This window comes from Pseudomonas sp. ICBG1301, assembly GCF_016918385.1.
Taxonomy (GTDB): Bacteria; Pseudomonadota; Gammaproteobacteria; order Pseudomonadales; family Pseudomonadaceae; genus Aquipseudomonas; species Aquipseudomonas palleroniana.
Genome location: NZ_JAEKGB010000014.1, coordinates 1 through 25,591, shown reverse-complemented (window position 1 = coordinate 25,591; position 25,591 = coordinate 1). Strand labels below are relative to the sequence as shown.

Here is a 25,591-nt window from a genome sequence, read left to right as displayed (position 1 = left end):
CGTAACGCCGAATGCGCCCATTTACCTATCTGCGACATTCACATACTTATCGCGACCAGCCCCCATACCACGGGGGTTGCGCGTCGGGATCAGAGTGGGCCATGTCGCTAATGGACAAGGTTCTGGCAGTCGGCGGCCCCACACTCACCCCCAACAACGACGCTTTCTTTACGCCTTGCGTAGTACAACCGTAGCCACTATTCGCCGGCCACACTGAATGGCCATGAGGACACATACGATGGACGTCACCGCAACCTTAAGCTTGGGCGATCCGCTGGAACCCGCACGCAAGGCCACCGCGCAAATGTTGCAAGAACGCGAGCGCACCTTTTCGCTGCCACAACCGTTCTATTCGGATGACCGGCTGTTCGATATCGACATGCAGGAGATCTTCCAGAAAGAGTGGCTGATCGCCGGCATGACCTGCGAGATCCCCACCAAGGGCAACTACCTGACCCTGCAAGTGGGCAAGAACCCGATCATCGTGATCCGTGGCGCCGAAGGTGTGGTGCATGCGTTCCACAACGTATGCCGCCACCGTGGCTCACGCCTGTGCACCAGCGACAAGGGCAAGGTCGCCAAGCTGGTCTGCCACTACCATCAGTGGACCTACGAACTGGACGGTCGCCTGCTGTTCGCCGGTACCGAGATGGGCGCCGACTTCGACATGAAGCAGTACGGCCTGAAACCGGTGAATGTGAAGACCGCCGGCGGCTACATCTTCATCAGCCTGGCCGAAAACCCGCCGGCCATCGACGACTTCCTGTCGACCCTGAATCACTACATGGAACCCTACGACATGGAGAACACCAAGGTGGCGGTGCAAACCACCTTGATGGAAAAAGCCAACTGGAAGCTGGTGCTGGAGAACAACCGCGAGTGCTACCACTGCAACGCCTCGCACCCCGAACTGCTGAAAACCCTGCTGGAATGGGACGACGTCACCGACCCCCGCGCCGACCAGGCGTTCAAGGACCATGTAGCCGCCTCCGCCGCTGCCTGGGATGCCGAGAAAATCCCTTACGCCCATGCCAGCTTTGGCTTGCGTAACCGCATCGTGCGCATGCCGCTGCTCAAGGGCACCGTGTCGATGACCATGGACGGCAAGCAGGGCTGCGCCAAACTCATGGGGCGCATCAAGAACCCGGACCTGGGCTCGATGCGTATCCTGCACCTGCCCCACTCATGGAACCACTGCATGGGCGACCACATCATCGTGTTCACCGTGTGGCCGATCAGCGCCCAGGAAACCATGGTCACCACCAAGTGGATCGTGCACAAGGACGCCGTAGAGGGTGTGGACTACGACGTGGAACGTATGCGCCAGGTGTGGGACGCCACCAACGACCAGGACCGTCGCCTGGCCGAAGAAAACCAGCGCGGTATCAACTCCACCGCCTACCAGCCAGGCCCATACTCCAAGACCTATGAGTTCGGCGTAGTCAACTTCGTGGATTGGTACAGCGAGCGCATGTTGAGCAACCTGGGGGCCGCTCCGGCGCCATACCTCAAGGGTGTTGCGGTTCACGAATAACGCGTTGATCCTCCAGGGGCTGGTTTGTACAAAAAACATCCAGCCCCCGGATCCCTCTTGATTCCCCTGCCCTCCAGCCTTCGCCCAACAACTTATCCACAAAGCCACCCACAGCAATTGTGGGCAACTGCGCTTCCCCTCAGAAATTAACTGAAGAAAATCCGTGACTTATTCAAGTTGACGATATCAAGCAGGCACTGATCATTTTTTAACCATAACTCTACAAGCTACGTAAAACGTGGCCTGTATTAGTACGCGAACACCTTATCCACAGAACCACCAACAGACTTTGGGGGCAACTTCAGCTGCGCTGTGGAAAACCACTCCAAACCTTCACAAAACACGGCATTCAGGATTTTCAGAGCACAAAAAGCCGAAATAGATCAAATTTTGACCAACCCCTTGAAAGCCTTTATTCATAAGGGTTCCAGCCAATAGCGAACATCTTATCCACAGAAGCGCCAACAGACTTTGGGGGAAAGTCTGCACAATGAAATGCATGAAGTCAGGAAAAAACCTATAAAAAACCGCCAGTTAGACTGGTTGTTTTTCGTACAGAGGGCTACAGGGCTTGATCTGTATGGGGTGTGGACAACCGCGAACAGGTTATCCACAGACGGTTCAACAGGGATTGTGGGTAATGCAGGAGCGAGCCGGCTCGCTCCTACCAGGATCAGCGAACCACGCCTTCCTCAACCAGCAGCTTGAGAATGGCTTCGGCGCCCGCTTGGGGGCTGAGGCCCTTGAGCACCTGACCACCGCCGCCACTGGCTTTGGCGGTGGCCGCCTTCATCCGGTCGGCACCGCTCTTGGCCTTGATCACCTTGAGGCGTTTGGGCCGAGGCTTGGCCGGTTGCAGCACGGCGCCTGTGAATAACTCATCCTCCAGCACTTCAACCTCATGCGCCTCCAGCTCACCGCGCTGCGCGGGGCCATAGGCACTCTGCCGAGGCTTGGGCGCCGCGTTATCCACCGTGGCGAGGAACGGCAGGCGCACCTTCAGGCGCCGCCTCTGGCCACGCGGCAAGGCTTGCAGCACATGGGCGACGCCGCCGTCGATAGACTCCACCTGGGCGAGCCCCACGATCAGCGGCCAGCCCAATTGCTCAGCCAGCAGGAACGGCAACATGCCCGAGCCTTCACCGGTTTCCGCCTGGCTGCCGGCGAGCACCACCTGGGCCCCCGCATCGCGCAGATACTCACCGAGCACCGGCAAGGCATCGCTGCCGGCCGGTTGTTCCAGCACATGCAGTTGCGGCAAGCCCATGCCGAGATAACTGCGCAACGTCGGTTCGGCAACATTGCCGGCGTGCAACACCTGCAACTTATCCCCAGCCATTTGCAGGCCCAGTTCGACCGCACGCGCATCCTGCTCCGCACGACGCGGGCGCCCGGAGGTGGGATGGGCGCCAATGGAAACCAGGCTGATTACTTTCGTCGTCATGGTCATAGTCCTAAGCTGCATCGCGCTTGGCGCCGTTGCGGTAGGCCGCCACCGCCTCGATCAAGGCTTGCAATATCGCGGCACTCTCGCCGATCACCGACAGGTCGGCACGCTTGATCATGTCGCAACCGGGGTCGAGGTTGATCGCCACCACCTTGTCGCAGGCACCGATGCCTTGCAGGTGCTGGATCGCCCCGGAAATACCCACGGCCACATACACACGGGCAGTGACCCAGGTGCCGCTGGCGCCGACCTGGCGATCGCGCGCCATGAAGCCGTCGTCCACTGCCACCCGCGACGCGCCTTCAGTGGCGCCCAGGGCGGCAGCGGTCTGGTGGAACAGCGCCCAATCCTTCACGCCGTTGCCGCCAGAGAAGATGAATTCGGCTTCGGCCATGGGAATCGCCGCCGGGTCCACCGCCACCGCACCGAGGTCTTCGATTCGCGGCAGGCTGCGAGCCAGAGTTGTGGATAACTCCACGGGCAATACTTCATGACGGGTCTCGCTGACCGGGTCGGCACATTCGGCGGCCGCCAGAATCAAGCGTGGCAACGGCCGGGCCAAGTCTTCCTGGCCGGCGCCGGCACGGCCGATGCACTCCTCGCCCTTGATCTGCCAGACCCGCGTGGCCGGGCGCTCCTTGAGGCTGGCGGCAAACCGCCGGCCCAACTCACCGCCGCCACTGCGGCTATCGGGCAGCAGCCAGTGACGCGGGTTGAACTGGTTATCCACAGCGCGCAAACCTTGCACGCGTTGCTCCGGTGAATAACCGTCGAACTCGTGCCCTTCCAGCACCAGCAGGCGATCGACACCGGCCGTGGCAAAGGTACTTTCCTTGTGCTCGCCAAATACCACGGCCAGCACGGCGCCGTCGCTGCCGGCAAGTTGTCGGGCCAGGCCGAGCAAGTCGCGGTCGTGGCTGCTCAAGCGGCCGCCGACCATGTCCGGCACTACGTTGATATAGAACGCAGGCGCTGCCACCTGATGCAGTGGCAACTGCACTTCGGCGGCAGCCGTACGTTTGCTCGCGCCGCCCTGTTGGGCGCCGCTGCGGTCGATGCGCTTGATGCCATTGGGGCCGATGAAACCGACGCCATGCACGTTCTTGCGCAGGATGCCGTTGGGCCCCATCCAGCTGTGTTGCACCGGCTGCATCGCCGCATGCAGCGGGTGCAGGCGGTTACGTGCAATCCATTCGGCCCGTGGGTCGCGGCGGATAATGTCGCTCATCAGTGCACCTCCGCAGGTTCACGTTTCAAGGGGGCTTTGGCCGGTGCGGCGTCTTCGAGCAACGCGTCGGCGACCAGTTCAGCGATGTCCTTGATCAATGGCCGAGGCTCGACCACCCCTTCAAGCATCGCCGTGCACTGTGGGCACCCTACCGCCACCAGCTCGGCGCCGGTTTCACGGATGTCTTCCATGCGCATATCCGGGATACGTTGCTTGCCGGGAATGTCGGTGATCGGCGCGCCGCCACCGCCGCCGCAGCAGCGCGAACGGAAACCGGAGCGTTGCATCTCCTTGACCTCGATCCCCAGCGCCCGCAGCACCTGGCGCGGGGCTTCGTATTCGCCGTTGTAGCGGCCCAGGTAACAAGGGTCGTGGTAGGTCACGCTGTTGCCTTTGTGCTGGCCCAGGTTCAGCGCGCCCTCGCCGATCAGCTCGGCCATGAAGGTGCTGTGGTGCTGCACGAGGTAGTTGCCGTTAAAGGCGCCATATTCGTTTTTCAGCACATGGAAACTGTGCGGGTCGCAGGTGACGATGCGCTTGAAGGTGTATTTGGCCAGGGTCTGGATGTTGCGCGTGGCCAGCAGTTGGAAGGTCGCTTCATCGCCCAGGCGGCGTGCCACGTCACCGCTGTCACGTTCTTCCAGGCCGAGTACGGCGAAGTCGACCTTGGCGGCCTTGAGTACTTTGACGAAGGCGCGCAGGGTGCGTTGGTTGCGCATGTCGAAAGCGCCATCACCGACCCAGAACAGCACTTCGCAGCTGCCCTTGTCACTGAGCAACGGCAGATTCAGGTCCGCCGCCCAGTTCAACCGGCCACCCGGTGCGAAACCGCCGGGGTTGTCGGTGGCGATCAGGTTTTCCAGGACTTCGGCACCTTTGTTCGGCGTGGCGCCTTTTTCCAGCGTCAGGTGGCGGCGCATGTCGACGATGGCGTCCACGTGCTCGATCATCATCGGGCACTCTTCCACGCACGCACGACAAGTGGTGCACGACCACAAGGTCTCGGCGTCCACCAGGCCGTTGACGATCGGTTGATGCGGGTTGCCGCCATGCTCGCCGATGGCTTTGCCGGGATACGGGCTGCCGGCAAACTTGGCATCGGTGCCGCCGGCCAGGCCGACCACCATGTCTTGAATGAGTTTTTTCGGGTTCAGCGGCTGGCCGGCGGCAAAGGCCGGGCAGGCGGCCTCGCACTTGCCGCACTGCACGCAGGCGTCGAAGCCGAGCAGTTGGTTCCAGGTGAAATCCTTGGGTTTTTCCACACCCAAGGGCGCGGTTTTATCGCGCAGGTCCAGCGGTTTCAAACCGGTCGAACGCCCGCCGCCGAAGCGTTCGGCGCGACGGTGCCAGGCCAGGTGCAGGGCGCCGGCAAAGGCGTGCTTCATCGGGCCGCCCCAGGTCATACCGAAGAACATCTCCGAGACGCCCCACAGCACCCCCACGCTCAAGATCGCCGCGAGCAGCCAGCCGCCGAAGTCGGCGGGCAGAATCCCGGCCACCGGCAAGGTCACCAGGAAGAAGCTCACCGAGAACGCCATCAGGCTTTTCGGCAGGCGCATCCATGGGCCTTTCGACAGGCGCGACGGTGGGTTGCGCCGACGCAGGTAGACGAAGGTGGCGCCAACAAACATCAGCACCGAGGCCAGCAGCAAGGCGTAGCCCAGGATGCGACTCTGCAGGCCGAAGCCATGCACCAGAATGGCGAGCAACGCCGACAGCACGAAGCCCAGCGCCGTGGCGACGTGGGTGTTGGCAATGTATTTGTCGCGGGCGACCACATGGTGCAGGTCGACCATGTAGCGCTTGGGCATGGCCAGCAGGCCGCCCAGCAGGTCGACTTTCGAGGCACGACCACGGCGCCACATGTTCACCCGGCGCAGGGCGCCGAGGACCGCGAGGCCCAGAGCGGCAAATAACAGGATAGGCAGCAAGGTGTTCAACATGGTGAAGCTCCCACAGACCACACAGGTCTAATGTGGGAGGGGGCTTGCTCCCGAAGGCGGACTGTCAGTCGATACATCTGTAGCTGACCCACCGCTATCGGGAGCAAGCCCCCTCCCACATTCAGACCGAGTCCACATTGGTTCGGTGTCGGGTCAGAAATCCTTGCACAAGCGCAGGGCGTCATAGATCGCAGCGTGGGTATTACGCTGGGCCACACAGTCACCAATGCGGAACAGCAAGTACCCCTCACCCGGCTCGCTCAAGCACGGCTGCGGCTTGATCGCGAACAAGGCTTCGACGTCGATCTGGCCCTTGTTGCGCGAGCCTTCCTTGAGCGAGTAGTAGATGGCTTCGTCCGGACGCACGCCGTTCTCCACCACCACCTGGTCGACCACCCGCTCCTCTTTGGCGCCGGTGTATTCGTTCTCCAGCACCGCCACCAGCTTGTCGCCCTCGCGGTAGACCTTTTCCAGCATCATGTCGCCGGTCATGATCACTTCCTTGGGGTACATGCTGCGGTAGTAGGTCGGGAACGACGTACCGCCAATGGCCACGCCCGGCTTGATGTCGTCGGTGACGATCTCGACCTGGCTGCCTTTGTCCGCAAGGAAATCCGCCACCGACATACCGGTGAACTCGCAGATGGTGTCGTAGACCAACACGTTCTTGCCCGGTGCGACTTTGCCGTCGAGCACATCCCAGCTGCTCACGACCAAACCTTCGGCGGCGCCCCAGTGTTCGTTCTGCTCCACATTCGGCTGCCCGCCCACCGCCAGCACCACCACATCGGGGCGCAGGTCGAGAAGGGTATCGGCATCGGCCGCCACCCCCAGGCGCAGGTCGACTTTCAAGCGCGCCAGTTCCAGTTGGTACCAGCGGGTGATACCGGCAATCTGGTCACGCTGCGGTGCCTTGGAGGCCGTGGTGATTTGCCCGCCGATGAATTCTTTTTTCTCGAACAGGGTCACGTCGTGGCCCCGCTCGGCAGCCACCCGCGCCGCTTCCATCCCGGCAGGGCCGGCACCGACCACCACGACTTTGCGCTTGGGCCCGGTGGACTTCTCGATGATGTGCGGCACGCCCATATATTCACGGGAAGTCGCGGCGTTCTGGATGCACAGCACGTCCAGGCCCTGGTACTGACGGTCGATGCAGTAGTTGGCACCCACGCACTGCTTGATCTGGTCGATCTGGCCCATCTTGATCTTGGCGATCAGGTGCGGGTCGGCGATGTGCGCACGGGTCATGCCGACCATGTCCACGTAGCCGCCTTCCAGAATGCGCGTAGCCTGGTTCGGGTCCTTGATGTTCTGCGCGTGCAGCACCGGAACCTTGACCACTTCCTTGATACCGGCCGCCAGGTGCAAAAACGGCTCCGGCGGGTAGCTCATGTTAGGGATCACGTTGGCCAGGGTGTTATGGGTGTCGCAGCCTGAACCCACCACGCCGATGAAATCGAGCATGCCGGTGTCGTCGTAATACTTGGCGATCTGTTTCATGTCTTCGTGGGACAAGCCATCCGGGTGGAACTCGTCGCCGCACAGGCGCATGCCCACGCAGAAGTCGTCACCCACTTCGGCACGCACGGCCTTCAACACTTCCAGGCCGAACTTCATGCGGCCTTCGAAGGTGCCGCCCCATTCGTCAGTACGCTTGTTGACCCGTGGGCTCCAGAACTGGTCGATCATGTGCTGGTGCACGGCGGACAGTTCTACCCCGTCCAGGCCACCGGCCTTGGCCCGACGCGCAGCCTGGGCGTAGTTGCCGATCACGCGCCAGATTTCTTCCGGCTCGATGGTCTTGCAGGTGGCGCGGTGCACCGGCTCACGCACGCCGGACGGCGACATCAGGGTCGGCCAGTTGAAGCCGTCCCAGCGCGAGCGACGACCCATGTGGGTAATCTGGATCATGATCTTGGCGCCATGCTTGTGCATGGCGTCGGCCAGGTTCTGGAAGTGCGGGATGATGCGGTCGGTGGACAGGTTCACCGAGCTCCACCATTCCTGCGGGCTGTCGATGGCCACCACCGAGGAGCCGCCGCAGATCGCCAGGCCGATACCGCCCTTGGCTTTCTCTTCGTAGTACTTCACATAGCGGTCAGTGGTCATCCCGCCATCGGTGGCATACACCTCGGCGTGGGCGGTACTGAGCACGCGGTTGCGGATAGTCAGTTTGCCGATCTGGATCGGCTGGAACATTGCTTCGAAAGCCATGGCACGATCCTCGGCTTACAACGGCTTGACGGTGAACAAGCCGTCATCGTGGCCCTCTTCGGAGCCTCCGTAGACTTGCTCGGCCACAGTGCGAATCTGGCTGCCACGCGCCTGCAGGATCTGGTCCATGGCACCGGCAAACCAGCCGGTGAACATGTAGTCGACTTTGCGTCCGACCTTGCCATACACGTAGACGAACGCGGAGTGTTCGAGCTTGACGCTGGCGGTGCCTTTGTCGAGGTCGATGTCCTGGATCTTGAACAGGCCCCAGCCACGTTGCGACAGGCGCTTCATGTAATGCTCGAACACCGCGACGCCCTCCAGGCCATGGCATTCGGCTTCTTTTTCACACCAGTGCCAGGCGGATTTGTAGCCGGCCTTGTAGAGGATCTCGGCATAGGCTTCGGCGCCCAATACTTCTTCGATACCCATGTGGTTGTTGACGAAGAAATGGCGCGGCACATACAGCATCGGCAGGGCGTCGGAGGTCCAGACACCGGTCTCGCTGTCGACTTCGATTGGCAATTGCGGGGCGATCTTGGCCATGGAAACTTAACTCCAGAAAATTCGTTTGGATGCCCCCGGCACGGATGGCCGAGGGAAAAATGCGTGGGCGGTGACTTATTCGCCCCAGACGTCCTTGAGAACGTTGACCCAGTTTTCGCCCATGATCTTGCGCACCACACGCTCAGGGTGACCGCGCTTGAGCAGGGTCTCGGTGAGGTTGGGGAACTCGCCCACGGTGCGGATGCCCAGCGGGTTGATGATCTTGCCGAAGTTGGTCAGGCGGCGGGCGTAGCCCTTGTCATGGGTCAGCATTTCGAAGAAATCCTGGCCATGGCCCTGGGTGAAGTCGGTGCCGATGCCGATGGCGTCTTCACCAACGATATTCATGGTGTACTCGATGGCTTCGGCGTAGTCGTCGATGGTCGAATCGATGCCCTTGGCCAGGAACGGCGCGAACATGGTCACACCGACAAAACCACCGTGGTCGGCGATGAACTTCAGCTCTTCATCGGACTTGTTGCGCGGGTGCTCTTTGAGGCCCGATGGCAGGCAGTGGGAGTAGCACACCGGCTTTTTCGATTCGAGGATGACTTCTTCGGAGGTCTTGGAGCCCACGTGGGACAGGTCGCACATGATGCCGACGCGGTTCATCTCGCCGACAATCTCACGGCCAAAGCCCGACAGGCCGCCGTCGCGCTCGTAGCAGCCGGTGCCGACCAGGTTCTGGGTGTTGTAGCACATCTGCACGACGCCCACGCCGAGCTGCTTGAAGATCTCGACATAGCCAAGCTGGTCTTCGAACGCATGGGCGTTCTGGAAGCCGAAGATGATGCCAGTCTTACCCAGCTCTTTGGCACGACGGATATCGGCAGTGGTTTTCACCGGTATCACCAGGTCACTGTTCTCACGGATCAGGGTCTGGCTGGCCACGATGTTATTGATAGTGGCCTGGAAGCCTTCCCACACCGACACGGTGCAGTTGGCGGCGGTGAGGCCGCCTTTGCGCATGTCCTCGAACAGGTCGCGATTCCACTTGGCAATAATCAGCCCGTCGATAACGATGCTGTCGGCGTGCAATTCGGCTGGGCTCATCAGGCGTCCCCTTATTGGCAATTCATGCGCCGAATCGTCTGCCGGCGCTTTGGGCCAGCATATGCCCAGGGGCCGACGGAACCGGGTGCAAAAACGACAGGGGAATTGCCGAAAGCGTCAATCCGCGACAAAGGCTGTTAAGACAGGCCTGACTGGTGGCTGTTCTTTGTCTTACGCTTGAGCCAGAATTCGGCCATTACTTGATATGAGACGGCGCAATGAAATCGATTTTCCTGGCTTTGGCACTCATCGCAACCACCGCCCACGCGGCTGAAGACACCGACAACACGCCGTGCGATGGCATCGAAAACGACAAACAAACCCTGGAATGCGCCACTTTCAACAAAACCACTGCCGAGCAATTGCTCAAGGATAACTACCAGGGCCTTCTGGAACGCATGGGTTCGACCTATGGCAGCAACAAGACGCAGCTCGCCGACATTACCGCTCGTCTGAAGGACGCCCAGCAGAAATGGGAAAAGCTGCGTGACGCCGATTGCGCGGTGGACACTTTCCCGGCAGTGGCGGGCACCAAGGGCTACGCCATCCAACACAATGATTGCCTGGCGCGAATGAGTGATGAGCGGTCGGAGTTTTTGGAGTCGATCGGGCAGGAATAGGCGACAATCCCCGCGACCTCCCTCTAAACAAGGCTATTCATGAAGACCTGCGGCATCGAAATCAAAGGCAGCGAAGCCATCATCGCCGTCGCCTCCCTGGACAATCAGGCGCTGAGCCACATCCCCTTGGCGACCAAGAAAATCGCGCTTGAAGACGATGATGAGGCAGCCAACGTCAAGGCGTTCGCCGCCCAGGTGCAGGCTTTTGTGCGGGAAAACGCCATCACGCGCATCGCCATCAAGAAACGCAGCAAGAAAGGTGAATTTGCCGGCGGCCCGACCACGTTCAAGATCGAAGGGGTGATTCAGTTGCTGGACGGGGCCGAGGTGACGCTGCTGTCGCCACAGACCCTCAATGCGCAGAACAAGAAGCACACTTTCGATCTGCCGGCGACGCTGAACAAATACCAGCATGAAGCCTACAAGGCGGCGTGCGCGGCACTGCTCAAGAAATAAACCCCATGTGAGAGGGGCTTGCTCCCGATGGCGGACGGTCAGTCACTACATCTGTAGCTGACCCACCGCTATCGGGAGCAAGCCCCCTCCCCCATCTACCCTGCGTTGTCTTTAGTTGGGTGTACGGGCCTTGTGCTGCAGCCAATCTCCAAACGTTTTGTCTTCCAGCGCATAGCCGCCCCGGCTCGACTTCCACACCAGTTCCTTGTCGCGCAGGGCATCGATGCAGGCCTGAATCGTCTGGGTGCCCGGCACCACATCGCTGCCCATCGCCTCCAACGCCTTGCTGACCGCGGTAATCGTGGTGTCGGTAAAAGGTGCAAAGGGTTCATTGCTTTGCAAACGCTCCACCATCACCTGTAGCACCGCGCGCTGCGGGAGGGTCAGGGCGTTCCAGGCGCTTTCAAATTCGCTCCACACACCGGCGCGCAGCAATTCGGCGCGACTGTGCAGCAGTTGGCCCAGGTTGCTCGCCGCGCCCAGCTCCAGTGCCACTTCACCGATGATCGTGCGCAGCATCTCGGGGCGCCGGCCTACCAGCTCGAAGGCTTCATCAATATCGGCAGCATTAAATTGGTTGGTCTGGGCCAGGTGCGCGTTGAGGTGTGCGGTGTATGCCTGGGTGAACTCTTTACCCAGCAGCGGAAACGGCGTGATGCTCGACCCGAAAAACGGTTGGCTCTTGCCCAACACTAAATGGGCCAGCTTGTCGCGGTTGGAACCGGTGAACACCAGGAGCAAACCGCTGCCCTCCTCGTCACGGCCCTGGTTGAGCTGATCCCGGGCAGCCTTCAACGCGAACATCGCATTGAGGCCCGACTCACTGGTCAGCGCGTGCTGCGCCTCGTCGATCACCAGCACGACGGGTTTTTCTGCGGCGCTGTGGAGCAATTCCAGGGCCTGGGTCAGCGTCGCACCAGCAGGCAGTTGTGGCTGGGTGAAGTCCCAGGACAGGGTACGCAGAAAGCTCAGTTTCTCGATGCCAATGTTCTTGGCCAGTTTACGAATGCCTTTTTCGTAGGGCGCCAGGGCCGCCGCAATAGCGCTGGCGATCAACTGCGCAGGGTCTTTCTCCTTGTCGGCCCACAGATCGACGTAAACGGCCAGCCAACCCCGCAACTGACACTCCGGGATCAGGTCTTCGCGCAAGAACGTACTTTTTCCGGTGCGCCGAGGGGCCGCGAGAAACAGCCCCGACGTGAAGTCCTGAATCCCCACCCCCACCAATCCGTCGGCGATGCTGCTTGCCAGGGCGGGACGGCGAAACACAAAGCCGCTGTTCTTGGACATGCCTTTATACCCAATTATGGATTCAACTATAAATTATAGCCTTGAGTATAATTAACTATAATTGCCCGTCAAACCGCCTCCCGTCGCCGATCCTCCCGTGGACATTTCGCAAACCGCGCACGGTAGCTGCGGGTGAAATACGACGGCGACTCAAACCCGCAGGCAATGCTCACCTCCAACACACTCATACCGCTCTGGCGCAACAGTTGCCGGGCCTTTTCCAGGCGTAGGCCGAGGTAGAAATTGCTCGGCGTATCATTCAAGTGCAGGCGAAACAGCCGCTCCAACTGCCGCCGGGTCACCTTGATCGCGTCGGCCAGGGCCAGGGTGCTCAGCGGCGGTTCCGTGTGTTGTTCCATCTCGCCGATCACGTGCACCAACTTCTTGTTGTTGATGCCATAACGCGTGGCGATCTGCATGCGCTGGTGGTCTTTGCGTGGGCGGATACGGCCGAGCACGAACTGTTCGGACACCTGGATCGCCAGGTCAGGGCCGTGGGCCTGGGCGATCAGGTCGAGCATCAGGTCGATGGAGGCCGTGCCTCCGGCGCAGGTAATGCGGCGCCGGTCGATCTCGAACAGTTCCTGGGTCACGCTCAAGTGTGGATACGATTCCTTGAAAGCGTCGATGGCCTCCCAGTGCAGGGTCAGGCGGTAGCCGTCGAGCAAGCCTGCTTCAGCAAGCACGCAGGCCCCGGTGTCGATGGCCCCCAGCGTCACGCCGTCGTGGTCGAGACGGCGCAGCCAGTGCTCCAGTGCCGGCGTGGCGAACTGCAACGGTTCAAAGCCGGCGACCACCAGCAACGTCGCGCCTTTTTTCAGGGGTTCCAGCGCGGCGTCGGCATTCACCGACATGCCATTGCTGGCCAACACCGCTCCGCCATCGGCACTCAATACGTGCCAGCGGTACAGCTCGCCCCGAAAGCGGTTGGCCACCCGCAGCGGTTCCAGCGCGGAGATAAAGCCAATGGCCGAGAAACCCGGCATCAGCAAAAAGTAGAAATCCTGGGACATGGTGGCGCACTCGTCATACGGGCAGCGTGGCACTGTGATACTCCCGTTCATGCACGGATTCAAGGGGGCAGGTCGCTGCAGTGCAAGAGCTGGTCGCCGCCGTGCGCTTTGCCGCCCCCTGGCTTGCGTAACTTGGCCTCACGGCGCACAAAGACGCCGGAACCCCACAATAACGACCTGCCGAGGGATCCACCATGAACCGACTGATCAGCCGCTGTGTGCTTGCACTCAGCGCCAGCGCCATCTTGAGCACGAACGTACTGGCTGCCGACGCGGCGTCTTGCCAGAACGTGCGCATGGGCGTGGTGAACTGGACCGACGTAATCGCCACCAGCGCCATGACCCAAGTGCTGCTCGACGGCCTCGGCTACAAGACCAAACAAACCAGCGCCTCCCAGCAAATCATCTTCGCCGGTATCCGCGACCAGCGCCTGGACCTGTTCCTGGGGTACTGGAACCCGCTGATGACCCAGACCATCACCCCATTCGTCGACGCCAAGCAAGTCAAGGTGCTCGAAAAGCCCAGCCTGGAAGATGCCCGCGCCACCCTCGCCGTACCGACTTACCTGGCGGACAAGGGCCTGAAAACCTTCGCCGACATCGCCAAGTTCGAGAAAGAGCTGGGCGGCAAGATCTACGGCATCGAGCCAGGCTCGGGGGCCAATACCCAGATCAAAGCCATGATTGCCAAGAACCAGTTCGGCCTGGGTAAATTCCAGCTGGTGGAATCCAGCGAGGCCGGCATGCTCGCCGCCGTCGACCGGGCGGTACGCCGCAAGGAGGCTGTGGTGTTCTTCGGCTGGGCGCCGCACCCGATGAACGTCAACGTCGCCATGACCTACCTCACCGGCAGCGACGACGCCCTCGGCCCGAACGAAGGCATGGCCACGGTGTGGAGCGTGACTTCACCCAACTACGCCCAACAGTGCCCCAACGTTCACAAGCTGCTGACCAACCTGACCTTCACCGCCGCCGATGAGAGCCGAATGATGCAGCCGTTGCTGGATCACAAGGACCCCATCGAGTCCGCCAAGCAGTGGCTCAAGGACCACCCGCAAGACCAGGCGCGCTGGCTGGAAGGTGTCACCACCTTCGACGGCAAGCCGGCGGCGGCGAACCTGCAATTGACCAGTAAGTAAATCTGTTTCGAACACCGTTTCGCGGTCACTTCCGACCGCGAGCGGCATCGCCACGCCCTTGAAATCACGCCTGTAAGGAACCGCCTCATGAACCACGACGTCATCATCACCTGCGCACTCACCGGTGCTGGCGACACGACCGCCAAAAGCCCGCACGTGCCGGTCACCCCCAAACAAATCGCCGCCGCAGCCGTTGAAGCCGCCAAGGCCGGCGCGACCGTGGTGCACTGCCACGTGCGTGACCCGCAAACCGGCAAGTTCAGCCGCGACGTTGCCCTGTACCGCGAAGTGATGGAGCGGATCCGTGAGGCCGACATCGACATTATCGTCAACCTCACCGCCGGCATGGGCGGCGACCTGGAAATCGGCGGCGGCGAAAGCCCGATGGACTTCGGCCCCAACACTGACCTGGTCGGCCCGCTGACCCGCCTGGCCCACGTGGAAGAGCTGCTGCCGGAAATCTGCACCCTGGACTGCGGCACCCTGAACTTCGGCGATGGCGACACTATTTACGTGTCCACTCCGGCGCAACTGCGTGCAGGCGCCAAACGCATCCAGGAGCTGGGCGTCAAGGCCGAACTGGAAATCTTCGACACCGGCCACCTGTGGTTCGCCAAGCAGATGATTAAAGAGGGCCTGCTCGACAACCCGCTGTTTCAACTGTGCCTGGGCATCCCATGGGGCGCACCGGCCGATACCACCACCATGAAAGCCATGGTCGACAACCTGCCCGCTGATGCGGTGTGGGCCGGCTTCGGCATCGGCCGCATGCAAATGCCAATGGCGGCGCAAGCGGTGCTGCTGGGCGGCAACGTACGGGTCGGCCTGGAAGACAACCTGTGGCTGGACAAAGGCGTGCTCGCCACCAACGGCCAACTGGTGGAGCGCGCCGGTGAAATCCTCAGCCGCCTGGGCGCACGGGTTCTGACCCCGGCCGAAGGTCGGGCAAAAATGGGCCTTGCCAAACGCCATTAATCAAACTTGTGGGAGGGGGCTTGCTCCCGATGGTGGTGGATCTGTTGCCGGGTTCGTTGACTGACTTACCGCCATCGGGAGCAAGCCCCCTCCCACATGAATCACCGAACTCTTTAGGAATTTGCCATGAGCTTTATCACTGAAATCAAAACCTTCGCCGCCCTCGGCAGTGGCGTCATCGGCAGCGGCTGGGTGTCCCGCGCCCTCGCCCACGGCCTGGATGTGGTCGCCTGGGACCCGGCGCCCGGGGCCGAAGCCGCCCTGCGCAAGCGCGTCGCCAATGCCTGGGGCGCCCTGGAGAAACAGGGCCTGGCACCGGGTGCGTCGCAGGACCGCCTGCGCTTTGTTGCCACCATTGAAGAGTGCGTTAAAGACGCCGACTTCATCCAGGAAAGCGCGCCGGAACGGCTGGAATTGAAGCTGGAGTTGCACAGCAAGATCAGCGCGGCGGCCAAGCCGAATGCGTTGATTGGTTCGAGCACGTCCGGCCTGTTGCCAAGTGAGTTCTACGAGGGCTCGACCCACCCTGAGCGGTGCGTGGTCGGTCACCCGTTCAACCCGGTTTACCTGTTGCCGCTGGTGGAAGTCGTTGGCGGCAAGAACACCGCGCCGCAAGCGATTCAAGCGGCCATCACGGTGTATGAGTCCCTCGGCATGCGCCCCTTGCACGTGCGCAAGGAAGTCCCCGGGTTTATCGCCGACCGCCTGCTCGAAGCGTTGTGGCGTGAGGCACTGCACCTGGTCAATGACGGCGTGGCCACCACCGGCGAGATCGACGACGCCATCCGCTTTGGCGCAGGCCTGCGCTGGTCGTTCATGGGCACCTTCCTCACCTACACCTTGGCGGGCGGCGATGCCGGGATGCGGCATTTCATGGCGCAGTTCGGCCCGGCGCTGCAATTGCCGTGGACCTACCTGCCGGCGCCGGAACTGACCGACAAGCTGATCGACGACGTGGTCGATGGCACCAGCGATCAACTGGGCAAACACAGCATTTCGGCGCTGGAGCGCTATCGTGATGACTGCCTGCTGGCGGTGCTGGAAGCGGTGAAAACCACCAAAGCCAAGCACGGCATGACTTTCGCCGAATAACGGGAAACCCTGACATGCCCGCACTGACCACCTACACCACCCAGGTCCACCCCGACTGGGTGGACTACAACGGCCACCTGCGCGACGCGTTCTACCTGCTGATCTTCAGCTACGCCACCGACGCGCTGATGGACACCCTGGGCTTGACCTGCGAAAACCGCGAAGCCAGCGGCCATTCGCTGTTCACCCTGGAGCTGCACCTGAACTACCTGCACGAAGTGAAACTCGGTGCGCAGGTGCAAGTGCACACCCAACTGATCGCGCATGACGCCAAGCGCCTGCACCTCTATCACAGCCTGCATGGGGTGGGCGATGCGAAGGAGCTGGCGGGCAACGAACAGATGCTGTTGCACGTCGATCTGGCGGGGCCGAGTTCGACACCGTTCACTGAGGCCACGCTGGAAAAACTCGCCGCCATCCTGGCCGAACAGGCCGACCTGCCGCGCCCTGCCCTGCTCGGCCGAGTGATTGGATTGCCACCCAAGAAACCATAAGGAGCCGCCATGCAAACCGCCGCCGCTGTTGCCGATTTCCGTACTTACCCGAAGATCTGCGACCTCGCGCAGGTGCAGGTGCAGGCCGATCAGCTCCTTGTGCAGTGGGCCGATGGGCGGGTCAGCCCGTTTCATCATCAGTGGCTGCGGGACAACTGCCCGTGCCCGGAATGCGTGTACAGCGTGACCCGCGAGCAGGTGCTTGAGATCGTCGATGTGGATGCCGACCTCAGTGCGACCTTTGCGCGCATCGATCAAGGCAACCTGAGCGTGGAATGGAGCGGCGGCCACCGCAGCCGGTACGATCCCGGCTGGCTGCGGGCTCACGCCTATGACGATGAATCCCGTGCTGAACGGCGTGCGGCAAAACCCAAGCCCCGGCTATGGGACAGTCAGTTGCAGTTACCGGTTTTCGACTATTCGGCAGTCATGGAGGACGCCAACGCGCTGCTGCAATGGCTGCTGGCCCTGCGCGATGGCGGCCTCACCCAAATCCGCGGCGTCCCCACCGAGCCCGGCTCCCTCGCGCTGGTCGCCAGGCGTATTGCGTTTATCCGCGAGAGTAACTTTGGCGTGCTGTTCAACGTGCAATCCAAAGCCGATGCCGACAGCAATGCCTACACGGCTTTCAACCTGCCGCTGCACAGCGATTTGCCTACGCGGGAGCTGCAACCGGGGCTGCAATTGCTGCATTGCCTGGTGAACGATGCCAACGGCGGCGAGAGCATTTTTGTCGATGGGTTCGCCATCGCCAGCGCCTTGCGTCAGGAGGATCCCGAAGCGTTCCAGGCACTGTGTGAAATCCCGGTGGAGTTTCGCAACAAGGACCGTCACAGCGACTATCGCCGCCTGGCGCCGATCATTGCACTGGATGCCATGGGTGATGTGGCGGAGATCCGCATGGCCAACTTTTTGCGTGGCCCGTTCGAGACCAGCGTTGCCCGGATGCCGTTGCTGTATCGTGCGTATCGACGCTTTATCGGCATGACGCGCGAGGCGCGTTTTCGCCTGGTAAAGCGCCTGAATCCGGGGGAGCTGTGGTGCTTCGACAACCGCCGCACCCTGCATGCGCGCAATGCTTTTGACCCTGGGTCCGGAGCGCGGCATTTCCAGGGGTGCTACATCGACCGGGATGAGTTGCTCTCCAGGATTCTGGTGTTGCAGCGATAGACCGCAGCGCGGCCTTCGCGAGCAAGCCCGCTCCCACATTTGACCGAGTTCCGCCTTTGGAATGCAATCAAGTGTGGGAGCGGGCTTGCTCGCGAAGAGGCCAGTGCGGTCACTCCAGATTCCAGACAAAAAAGCCCCGGTCCAGCCGTGACTGGATCGGGGCAGAGCGCTTGGTGTGAGCGTGACATCCCGAGGGTGACCAAACCTTCAAGGTGTGTGCCTGGTGCCCAGTGTGCCTATTCCTTCCATCAGCAAATGGCCCGAAAACGACCTGTCCATAGCCATCTGAGTCATTCGTGGATTCTGCCCTTGCCGACCGGTCATTGGCCTACCAGAATCCCAATCGACCCCCGCTCTCTACACCAGGATGAATGTCATGATGCACGCGGATTTGATTGACCAGGATGACCTGCTGGGCCACCTGCGCTCGCTGGGTTTTGAAGTGTCCAGCGGTGCCACCGCCGAGCAGGCCTGCGAGTGCGCAGTACGCGGCTTGAGCCCGGCGCGGGCCAAGGCACTCAAGGGCATGGTGGAGCAGATGTACACCGGCAGCGCGACGATTCTGCCGGCCGTTCGCCAGGCGATCGACAAGCAGCTGTTACCGGCTCTGATGCAGTTCAAGCAGAACTCCGGCGCCTGAGGCGCCGCTGATCGGGAGCAAGTCGAATCGTCGCACCGCCCCTCCCACACTGACTGTGTTTACACATCCAAATGTGTGAATGCGGTCAAATGTGGGAGGGGGCTTGCTCCCGATAGCAGCACCTCGGACTAGAGCCTTACACTGGCAAAAGTCGACTCATTCCGAGCCTGGCTCAACGCCGACATCGGCCCCGACAACGGTGACAATACCAGCGCCTGCGGAATCGGCATCATCGCCACCTGCTGGGTGGTGTTGGAGCCCACACGCTCATCCCGTGGCGGAATGCCGAAGTATTCGCGATAGCACTTGGAGAAGTGCGGCGTGGAGACGAACCCGCACACCGACGCCACTTCGATGATCGACATCGGCGTTTGCTTGAGCAGCTGTCGCGCACGGATCAGGCGCAGCTTGAGGTAGTAGCGCGACGGCGAGCAGTGCAGGTATTTCTGGAACAGGCGCTCCAGCTGGCGACGCGATACGGCCACGTACACCGCCAGTTCATCCAGGTCGATCGGCTCCTCGAGGTTGGCCTCCATCAGCGCGACGATTTCCTGCAGCTTCGGCTGGTTGGTGCCGAGCATGTGCTTGAGCGGCACACGCTGGTGGTCCTGTTCGTTGCGGATGCGTTCATACACAAACATTTCGGAGATCGCGGCCGACAACTCACGGCCGTGATCGCGGCTGATCAGGTGCAGCATCATGTCCAGCGGTGCGGTGCCGCCGGAGCTGGTGAAGCGGTTACGGTCGAGGGTGAACAACCGGGTGCTCATCGACACGCGAGGGAAGGCTTCCTGCATCGACGCCAGGCATTCCCAGTGCACGCTGCAATCGAAACCGTCGAGCAGACCGGCGCAGGCCAGTGCCCAACTTCCGGTGCAAACCGCGCCGAGGCGACGGGACTGGCGCGCCTGGCTCTGCAGCCAAGACACGTGCTCACGAGTCACGGTACGCTGGATACCCACGCCACCGCACACGATCACCGTGTCCAGGGCCGGGGCTTTGTGCATGGCGGCGTCAGGGGTGATTTGCAGACCGTCGCTGGCCCACACCTGGTTTCCGTCGACACTCAGGGTCGTCCAGCGATACAGCTCGCGGCCGGACAGCTGGTTGGCCATACGCAGTGGTTCCACTGCTGAAGCCAGGGAAATCAGCGTGAAATTGTCCAGCAGCAAAAAGCCGATGGATTGAGGCGCACGGTTCTGGGGTTGAGCCCCGGAGTTGAACGACGTCATCGCAGTATCTCCTCACACAAAGCGGGTGATGGCCTCAGGCGAGGCTCTTGTTATTGCGCTCTTCATCCGGCAAGGCGAGAGGCTTTGAATGGGTAGAGCAAATGCCGTGCCTAAAATTGAATGGCCATTCAATAACTCCTGAAAACGACCTGATGACGCGTCTATATAAGCCCGCGCGGTATGCGTGGGATATGACCTGAAATAGACGTAGGAACGGCCCTACTCAAGGGCTGTGAGCAGAACGGTAGCACTTGTGGGAAGGCGCTTTGGGGGCGTAGGGAAAGTCTGTCACCGCAAGCACGGATGACCAGTGGTCAAGCGGCAAATCGTTCGCAAGCTACTTATCTATTTGCGACGCTCTAAAAGGTGGCGCTTTTGGTCCGGGTGTTCACTTTATGAGCAGTGGCGCCTGGGTGATTGCTATCGGGGGCAAGCCCCCGATACAGGCGACACGGTCTCAGCACTCAACCGCGCTGACCGCCAACCCACCCCGCGATGTTTCTTTGTACTTGTCATGCATATCTGCGCCGGTGTCGCGCATGGTGCGGATCACCCGATCAAGGGAGATAAAGTGCTGGCCATCCCCGCGCAGCGCCATTTGTGCCGCATTGATCGCCTTCACCGCCGCAATCGCATTGCGCTCGATGCACGGCACCTGGACCAGCCCGCCCACCGGGTCGCAGGTCAGGCCGAGGTTATGTTCCAGGCCAATTTCGGCCGCGTTGCATAACTGTTCCGGCGTGGCGCCCAGGATTTCGGCCAACCCGGCGGCGGCCATCGCACAGGCCGAGCCGACTTCGCCCTGGCAGCCGACTTCGGCACCGGAGATCGATGCGTTCTTTTTACACAGAATCCCTACCGCCGCCGCGCCGAGCAAATAGTCGACCACGTTGGCTTCGGTGACGTCTTCGCTGAACTTCATAAAATAGTGCAGCACCGCCGGGATGATCCCTGCCGCGCCGTTGGTGGGTGCGGTGACCATGCGCCCACCGGCGGCGTTTTCTTCGTTGACCGCCAGGGCGAACAGGTTGACCCACTCCATGGCGCTCAAGGTCGAGCCGATCACATTGGGCTTGTTCAGCTCCTGCAAACTGCGGTGCAACTTGGCAGCGCGGCGGCGCACGTTGAGGCCGCCGGGCAAGATACCTTCGTGCTTGAGGCCCTGCTCCACGCAGTCTTGCATGGCACGCCAAAGCTTCATCAGGCCACTGCGGATTTCTTCTTCGGAGCGCCAGACCCTTTCATTGGCCATCATCAACTCGGCCACACGCAAGTTATGGCTCTTGCACAACTGCAACAGCTCCACCGCGCTGGAAAAATCATACGGCAGTTCGGTGCGGTCCATGTCGGCGACACCGCTTTGCGCCTGGGCTTCGTCCACCACAAAACCGCCACCGACCGAATAGTAGGTGTCTCGGTACAGCTCACCGTCATCGCCGAACACCACCAACGTCATGGCGTTGGGATGGAACGGCAGGTTTTCGTCGAGCAGGCGCATATCGCGAGCCCAGATGAAAGGCACCGGCAGGCGTCCGTCGAGCAACAGGGTGTCGGTTTCGCGCAGGGTATGGATGCGCACACCGATTTGCGACGGGTCGATTGCATCAGGCCATTCGCCCATCAACCCCATGATGGTGGCGGTGTCGCTGCCGTGGCCGATACCGGTGGCCGACAATGAACCGTATAGTTGAACCTCGACGCGCCGCACCTGCTCCAGCAGGTCACGCTCACGCAGTGCTTGAACAAACAACGCCGCGGCGCGCATGGGGCCGACGGTGTGCGAACTCGAAGGCCCGATGCCGATCTTGAACAAGTCGAAAACGCTGATAGCCATTGCCGTGGAACCTCTTTATGAGCACAGGCCGGGCGACCAGGAGCTGCTACGCTCAAGTCGCCTGAATGGCGGCATCATCAAGCTTTTTTTGCCGCCCACGGCGTCTCACACCGACGTACCCATGCTCACCAGCGTCGCCCCCGGGCAACGGGCCATTTTGGCCGTTTTTTGCGGTGCAGATCGCTGGAAACCCTGGATTTGAGGCTTAAAAAATCTGTAAGCGACGTCACCGACACTGGATACGACCCTCCCTGTACTGGATACGACGCGCCCTGTAGGCGTCAGATTTTCACTGGTACATGATCAGTCTCGACTCGTTTGCAAGGCCCCGTGGCGCCGCCTCAAAGCACGCTCCAACCGCAACCCTTATAAAGCGCGGCGAATGCCGTCAGAAAAAACACAGGAGTCTAGCCCCATGAAAGCTTCACCCTCGTTGTTGTTGGCCGCCATGCTGAGTCTGCCAGTCCTGGCGCACGCTGCAGAACCGGCACAATGTCAGACCGTCAACTTCTCCGATGTCGGCTGGACCGACATCACCGTCACGACCGCGACCACCAGCGAAATCCTCAAGGGCCTGGGCTACAAGCCGCGCACCACGATGATTTCGGTACCAGTGACCTACAAGTCCCTGGCTGACGGCAAGAACATGGACGTCTTCCTCGGCAACTGGATGCCGACCATGGAAAACGACATCAAGCAGTACCGTGATGCCGGCACCGTGGAAACCGTACGTGCCAACCTGGAAAACGCCAAGTACACCCTCGCCGTGCCCGAAGAGCTGTACAACAAGGGCCTGAAAGACTTCGCCGACATCGCCAAATTCAAGGATGAGCTGGGTGGCAAGATCTACGGCATCGAACCGGGCAACGACGGCAACCGCACCATTCAGACCCTGATCGACAAGAACCAGTTTGGTTTGAAAGACGCGGGCTTCAAGGTCGTGGAGTCCAGCGAAGCCGGGATGCTTTCCCAGGTTGAACGCGCCACCAAGCGCGGCCAGCCCATCGTGTTCCTCGGCTGGGAACCCCACCCGATGAACACCCGCTTCAAGATCAAGTACCTGACCGGGGGTGATGACTCATTCGGCCCCAACTACGGCCAGGCCACTATCTATACCAACACCCGCAAGGGCTACACCCAGGAATGCAGCAACGTGGGTCAGTTGCTGAAGAACCTGTCGTTCACGCTGAACATGGAAAGCTCGCTGATGGGCAACGTCCTGGACGACAAAATGAAGCCCGACGCCGCGGCGAAAGCCTGGCTGCAGAAGAACCCGCAAGTGCTTGAAACCTGGCTTGCCGGCGTAACCACCGTGGACGGCAAACCAGGCCTGGAGGCCGTAAAAGCTTATCTCGCCAAGTAGTCACCGCTGACCCCGGGCCGGTGCGCTGGCCCGGGATGTTTTCCCCTTCGCATGTGGACATTCACTACCATGCTGACTGAACAGAAAATCCCACTAGGCCAGTACATCGCTGCCTTCGTCGAATGGTTGACCAAGCATGGCGCCAACTATTTCGACGCAATCGCATCGACACTGGAAACGATGATCCACGGCGTGACGTTTGCGCTGACCTGGTTCAATCCGCTGGCATTGATCGGTCTGATTGCGCTACTCGCTCACTTTATTCAACGCAAATGGGGCCTGACCGTTTTTGTCATCGCCTCCTTCCTGCTGATCCTCAACCTGGGGTACTGGCAGGAAACCATGGAAACCCTCGCGCAGGTGTTGTTCGCCACCCTGGTCTGCGTGGTCATCGGCGTGCCGCTGGGCATTGTTGCCGCGCACAAGCCGCTGTTCTACACCATGATGCGGCCGGTACTCGATCTGATGCAGACCGTGCCGACCTTCGTCTACCTCATCCCGACCCTGACCCTCTTCGGGCTGGGTGTGGTGCCCGGTTTGATCTCCACGGTGGTGTTCGCGATTGCCGCGCCTATCCGCCTGACCTACCTGGGTATCCGCGATGTACCGCAAGAGTTGATGGACGCAGGCAAGGCCTTTGGCTGCTCGCGCCGTCAGTTGCTCTCACGCATTGAACTGCCCCACGCCATGCCGAGCATTGCCGCCGGCATTACCCAATGCATCATGCTGTCGCTGTCGATGGTGGTGATCGCGGCCCTGGTAGGCGCCGACGGCCTCGGCAAGCCGGTGGTCAACGCGCTGAATACCGCCGACATCGCCCTGGGCTTTGAAGCGGGCCTGGCGATCGTATTGCTGGCCATCATGCTCGACCGCATCTGCAAACAACCCGACGCTAAAGTAGGGGGTGATGCATGAGCATTATCCGATTCGACAATGTCGACGTGATCTTCTCCAAAGACCCACGCGAAGCGCTCAAGCTGCTGGACCAGGGCATGAGCCGTAACGAGATCCTGAAAAAGACCGGGCAGATTGTCGGCGTTGAAAAAGCCAGCCTGGACATCGAGAAAGGCGAGATCTGCGTACTGATGGGCCTGTCGGGCTCAGGTAAGTCGAGCTTGCTGCGCTGCATCAATGGCCTCAACACCGTCAGCCGTGGCCAACTGTTTGTGGAACATGAAGGGCGCCAGATCGATATCGCTTCCTGCACGCCTGCCGAGCTGAAAATGATGCGCACCAAGCGCATCGCCATGGTGTTCCAGAAGTTCGCGCTGATGCCCTGGCTGACGGTGCGCGAGAACATCAGCTTCGGCCTTGAGATGCAGGGTCGCCCGGAAAAAGACCGCCGCAAGCTGGTCGACGACAAGCTCGAACTGGTGGGCCTGAGCCAATGGCGCAACAAGAAGCCTGACGAGCTGTCCGGTGGCATGCAGCAACGCGTCGGCCTGGCCCGCGCACTGGCCATGGACGCCGACATCCTGCTGATGGACGAACCGTTCTCCGCCCTCGACCCGTTGATTCGCCAGGGGCTGCAGGATGAACTGCTGGAACTGCAACGCAAGCTGAGCAAGACCATCGTGTTCGTCAGCCACGACCTGGACGAGGCGCTCAAGCTGGGCAGCCGTATCGCAATCATGAAGGACGGCAAGATCATCCAGTACAGCGTGCCGGAAGAGATCGTGCTGAACCCGGCGGATGACTATGTGCGCACATTCGTCGCCCATACCAACCCGCTGAACGTACTGTGCGGCCGCAGCCTGATGCGCACTCTGGATAACTGCAAGCGTATCAACGGTTCAGTGTGCCTGGACCCGGGCGGTGATTCCTGGCTGGACCTGGCCGAAGGCAACACCATCAAGGGCGCACGTCAGAATGGCGTGGCCATGAACCTGCAGAACTGGGCGCCGGGGCAAGCAGTGGAAGGTCTGGCGCGGGTGCCGACACTGGTGGATTCGAACATCGGCATGCGTGATGCGCTGCAGATTCGCTATCAGACCGGCAACAAACTGGTGTTGCATGACAACAACCAGGTGGTGGGGATTCTGGGCGACAGTGAGCTCTACCACGCCCTCCTGGGCAAAAACCTGGGCTAGCAGCATGATCGTTCCCACGCTCTGCGTGGGAATGCATCCGGTGACGCTCCGCGTCACGCCTTCAAGAGCAGACGCGGAGCGTCCATGGCTACATTCCCACGCGGAGCGTGGGAACGAGCATTCAGCGGCTAGCTGTAGACACGGCCAAGGAGTTGCCGATGGCTTTCAAACTGGTCGAGCACATCCCGGGTGATCTGCTCCTGGGTGAAGCCCATCAG

22 protein-coding genes are annotated in these 25,591 nt (G+C 61.1%); 12 read left to right on the top strand and 10 right to left on the bottom strand.

Annotation, left to right across the window (positions count from 1 at the left end):
- The first annotated feature begins 238 nt into the window (after positions 1-238).
- Entirely contained in the window at positions 239-1,534 is a 1,296-nt protein-coding gene (gene gbcA, locus JBE38_RS25040) for a glycine-betaine demethylase subunit GbcA (protein ID WP_060753367.1), read from the top strand.
- A gap of 673 nt (positions 1,535-2,207) precedes the next feature.
- Here gbcA and etfB read toward each other — a convergent pair.
- From etfB to JBE38_RS25010, 6 genes are all read right to left on the bottom strand, one after another.
- On the bottom strand, positions 2,208-2,978 hold the full coding sequence (gene etfB / locus JBE38_RS25035) for an electron transfer flavoprotein subunit beta (RefSeq protein ID WP_205345385.1): 771 nt from the start codon (positions 2,976-2,978) through the stop codon (positions 2,208-2,210).
- Between the two features lie 10 nt (positions 2,979-2,988).
- The gene (gene etfA / locus JBE38_RS25030) at positions 2,989-4,209 is read right to left on the bottom strand and encodes an electron transfer flavoprotein subunit alpha (RefSeq protein ID WP_205345384.1); all 1,221 of its coding nucleotides are present in this window, start codon (positions 4,207-4,209) and stop codon (positions 2,989-2,991) included.
- A complete protein-coding gene (gene dgcB, locus JBE38_RS25025; RefSeq protein WP_060753370.1) occupies positions 4,209-6,152 on the bottom strand; it encodes a dimethylglycine demethylation protein DgcB in 1,944 nt (647 codons plus the stop codon). Before dgcB ends, etfA begins: the two co-directional genes overlap by 1 nt.
- A 153-nt stretch (positions 6,153-6,305) precedes the next feature.
- Positions 6,306-8,366 (bottom strand): dimethylglycine demethylation protein DgcA, encoded by a 2,061-nt coding sequence (gene dgcA, locus JBE38_RS25020; protein WP_205345383.1) that lies wholly within the window; start codon positions 8,364-8,366, stop codon positions 6,306-6,308.
- A gap of 15 nt (positions 8,367-8,381) precedes the next feature.
- Positions 8,382-8,912, bottom strand: a complete 531-nt coding sequence (locus JBE38_RS25015; RefSeq protein WP_027606002.1) for a DUF5943 domain-containing protein — start codon at positions 8,910-8,912, stop codon at positions 8,382-8,384.
- Between the two features lie 75 nt (positions 8,913-8,987).
- Positions 8,988-9,965, bottom strand: a complete 978-nt coding sequence (locus tag JBE38_RS25010) for a dipeptidase (protein WP_060753372.1) — start codon at positions 9,963-9,965, stop codon at positions 8,988-8,990.
- A 218-nt stretch (positions 9,966-10,183) separates the two neighbouring features.
- On the opposite strand from JBE38_RS25010, the gene JBE38_RS25005 reads away from it, so the two are divergent.
- Together JBE38_RS25005 and JBE38_RS25000 are read left to right on the top strand one after the other, a co-directional pair.
- Positions 10,184-10,585: a lysozyme inhibitor LprI family protein gene (locus JBE38_RS25005; protein ID WP_090368335.1), complete on the top strand. Its 402-nt coding sequence runs from the start codon at positions 10,184-10,186 to the stop codon at positions 10,583-10,585.
- 39 nt (positions 10,586-10,624) lie between these two features.
- Positions 10,625-11,041 carry a DUF3010 family protein gene (locus JBE38_RS25000; RefSeq protein ID WP_205345382.1) on the top strand — a complete coding sequence of 139 codons (417 nt, stop codon included), beginning with the start codon at positions 10,625-10,627 and terminating at the stop codon, positions 11,039-11,041.
- A gap of 111 nt (positions 11,042-11,152) precedes the next feature.
- Here the strand turns inward: JBE38_RS25000 and JBE38_RS24995 are convergent, their stop codons facing one another.
- Together JBE38_RS24995 and JBE38_RS24990 are read right to left on the bottom strand one after the other, a co-directional pair.
- Positions 11,153-12,331: a hypothetical protein gene (locus JBE38_RS24995; RefSeq protein ID WP_198762675.1), complete on the bottom strand. Its 1,179-nt coding sequence runs from the start codon at positions 12,329-12,331 to the stop codon at positions 11,153-11,155.
- Between the two features lie 68 nt (positions 12,332-12,399).
- Positions 12,400-13,344, bottom strand: a complete 945-nt coding sequence (locus JBE38_RS24990) for a GlxA family transcriptional regulator (RefSeq protein ID WP_060753676.1) — start codon at positions 13,342-13,344, stop codon at positions 12,400-12,402.
- Between the two features lie 194 nt (positions 13,345-13,538).
- On the opposite strand from JBE38_RS24990, the gene JBE38_RS24985 reads away from it, so the two are divergent.
- The 6 genes from JBE38_RS24985 (at position 13,539) to JBE38_RS24960 (ending at position 18,854) form a co-directional block, all read left to right on the top strand.
- The gene (locus JBE38_RS24985; RefSeq protein WP_060753376.1) at positions 13,539-14,483 is read left to right on the top strand and encodes a choline ABC transporter substrate-binding protein; all 945 of its coding nucleotides are present in this window, start codon (positions 13,539-13,541) and stop codon (positions 14,481-14,483) included.
- Positions 14,484-14,570: 87 nt separating this feature from the next.
- A complete protein-coding gene (locus tag JBE38_RS24980; protein ID WP_060753377.1) occupies positions 14,571-15,458 on the top strand; it encodes a 3-keto-5-aminohexanoate cleavage protein in 888 nt (295 codons plus the stop codon).
- Positions 15,459-15,584: 126 nt separating this feature from the next.
- Positions 15,585-16,550, top strand: coding sequence for an L-carnitine dehydrogenase (locus JBE38_RS24975; RefSeq protein WP_090368329.1), 966 nt, complete (start codon positions 15,585-15,587; stop codon positions 16,548-16,550).
- Positions 16,551-16,564: 14 nt separating this feature from the next.
- On the top strand, positions 16,565-17,044 hold the full coding sequence (locus JBE38_RS24970) for a thioesterase family protein (protein WP_126870814.1): 480 nt from the start codon (positions 16,565-16,567) through the stop codon (positions 17,042-17,044).
- 9 nt (positions 17,045-17,053) lie between these two features.
- The gene (locus tag JBE38_RS24965; RefSeq protein ID WP_090368324.1) at positions 17,054-18,214 is read left to right on the top strand and encodes a gamma-butyrobetaine dioxygenase; all 1,161 of its coding nucleotides are present in this window, start codon (positions 17,054-17,056) and stop codon (positions 18,212-18,214) included.
- 376 nt (positions 18,215-18,590) lie between these two features.
- On the top strand, positions 18,591-18,854 hold the full coding sequence (locus JBE38_RS24960; RefSeq protein ID WP_060753381.1) for a hypothetical protein: 264 nt from the start codon (positions 18,591-18,593) through the stop codon (positions 18,852-18,854).
- Positions 18,855-18,982: 128 nt separating this feature from the next.
- Here the strand turns inward: JBE38_RS24960 and gbdR are convergent, their stop codons facing one another.
- Both gbdR and JBE38_RS24950 read right to left on the bottom strand, forming a co-directional pair.
- Positions 18,983-20,086 carry a choline metabolism transcriptional regulator GbdR gene (gbdR, locus tag JBE38_RS24955; RefSeq protein WP_060753382.1) on the bottom strand — a complete coding sequence of 368 codons (1,104 nt, stop codon included), beginning with the start codon at positions 20,084-20,086 and terminating at the stop codon, positions 18,983-18,985.
- Between the two features lie 457 nt (positions 20,087-20,543).
- Positions 20,544-21,920: an L-serine ammonia-lyase gene (locus JBE38_RS24950; RefSeq protein ID WP_060753383.1), complete on the bottom strand. Its 1,377-nt coding sequence runs from the start codon at positions 21,918-21,920 to the stop codon at positions 20,544-20,546.
- Positions 21,921-22,335: 415 nt separating this feature from the next.
- Between JBE38_RS24950 and JBE38_RS24945 the strand changes: the two genes are divergently transcribed.
- The 3 genes from JBE38_RS24945 (at position 22,336) to choV (ending at position 25,373) form a co-directional block, all read left to right on the top strand.
- Positions 22,336-23,283: a choline ABC transporter substrate-binding protein gene (locus JBE38_RS24945; protein ID WP_060753384.1), complete on the top strand. Its 948-nt coding sequence runs from the start codon at positions 22,336-22,338 to the stop codon at positions 23,281-23,283.
- A gap of 69 nt (positions 23,284-23,352) precedes the next feature.
- Positions 23,353-24,198: a choline ABC transporter permease subunit gene (choW, locus tag JBE38_RS24940; RefSeq protein WP_017139374.1), complete on the top strand. Its 846-nt coding sequence runs from the start codon at positions 23,353-23,355 to the stop codon at positions 24,196-24,198.
- Complete coding sequence (gene choV, locus JBE38_RS24935) at positions 24,195-25,373, top strand: choline ABC transporter ATP-binding protein (RefSeq protein ID WP_104994887.1); 1,179 nt, start codon at positions 24,195-24,197, stop codon at positions 25,371-25,373. The genes choW and choV overlap by 4 nt, the downstream gene beginning before the upstream one ends.
- Positions 25,374-25,591 lie beyond the last annotated feature (218 nt).

Bases quoted from the DNA above. Each gene is read 5' to 3' on its own strand.
- JBE38_RS24945 (WP_060753384.1), top strand. From the start codon at position 22,336: ATGAAAGCTTCACCCTCGTTGTTGTTGGCCGCCATGCTGAGTCTGCCA.
- JBE38_RS24960 (WP_060753381.1), top strand. From the start codon at position 18,591: ATGATGCACGCGGATTTGATTGACCAGGATGACCTGCTGGGCCACCTG.
- JBE38_RS24950 (WP_060753383.1), bottom strand. From the start codon at position 21,920: ATGGCTATCAGCGTTTTCGACTTGTTCAAGATCGGCATCGGGCCTTCG.
- JBE38_RS24985 (WP_060753376.1), top strand. From the start codon at position 13,539: ATGAACCGACTGATCAGCCGCTGTGTGCTTGCACTCAGCGCCAGCGCC.
- JBE38_RS25010 (WP_060753372.1), bottom strand. From the start codon at position 9,965: ATGAGCCCAGCCGAATTGCACGCCGACAGCATCGTTATCGACGGGCTG.
- dgcB (WP_060753370.1), bottom strand. From the start codon at position 6,152: ATGTTGAACACCTTGCTGCCTATCCTGTTATTTGCCGCTCTGGGCCTC.
- JBE38_RS24970 (WP_126870814.1), top strand. From the start codon at position 16,565: ATGCCCGCACTGACCACCTACACCACCCAGGTCCACCCCGACTGGGTG.
- JBE38_RS25015 (WP_027606002.1), bottom strand. From the start codon at position 8,912: ATGGCCAAGATCGCCCCGCAATTGCCAATCGAAGTCGACAGCGAGACC.
- etfA (WP_205345384.1), bottom strand. From the start codon at position 4,209: ATGAGCGACATTATCCGCCGCGACCCACGGGCCGAATGGATTGCACGT.
- JBE38_RS24990 (WP_060753676.1), bottom strand. From the start codon at position 13,344: ATGTCCCAGGATTTCTACTTTTTGCTGATGCCGGGTTTCTCGGCCATT.
- etfB (WP_205345385.1), bottom strand. From the start codon at position 2,978: ATGACGACGAAAGTAATCAGCCTGGTTTCCATTGGCGCCCATCCCACC.
- JBE38_RS25000 (WP_205345382.1), top strand. From the start codon at position 10,625: ATGAAGACCTGCGGCATCGAAATCAAAGGCAGCGAAGCCATCATCGCC.
- gbdR (WP_060753382.1), bottom strand. From the start codon at position 20,086: ATGACGTCGTTCAACTCCGGGGCTCAACCCCAGAACCGTGCGCCTCAA.
- choW (WP_017139374.1), top strand. From the start codon at position 23,353: ATGCTGACTGAACAGAAAATCCCACTAGGCCAGTACATCGCTGCCTTC.
- JBE38_RS24965 (WP_090368324.1), top strand. From the start codon at position 17,054: ATGCAAACCGCCGCCGCTGTTGCCGATTTCCGTACTTACCCGAAGATC.
- JBE38_RS24995 (WP_198762675.1), bottom strand. From the start codon at position 12,331: ATGTCCAAGAACAGCGGCTTTGTGTTTCGCCGTCCCGCCCTGGCAAGC.
- JBE38_RS24980 (WP_060753377.1), top strand. From the start codon at position 14,571: ATGAACCACGACGTCATCATCACCTGCGCACTCACCGGTGCTGGCGAC.
- choV (WP_104994887.1), top strand. From the start codon at position 24,195: ATGAGCATTATCCGATTCGACAATGTCGACGTGATCTTCTCCAAAGAC.
- gbcA (WP_060753367.1), top strand. From the start codon at position 239: ATGGACGTCACCGCAACCTTAAGCTTGGGCGATCCGCTGGAACCCGCA.
- JBE38_RS24975 (WP_090368329.1), top strand. From the start codon at position 15,585: ATGAGCTTTATCACTGAAATCAAAACCTTCGCCGCCCTCGGCAGTGGC.
- JBE38_RS25005 (WP_090368335.1), top strand. From the start codon at position 10,184: ATGAAATCGATTTTCCTGGCTTTGGCACTCATCGCAACCACCGCCCAC.
- dgcA (WP_205345383.1), bottom strand. From the start codon at position 8,366: ATGGCTTTCGAAGCAATGTTCCAGCCGATCCAGATCGGCAAACTGACT.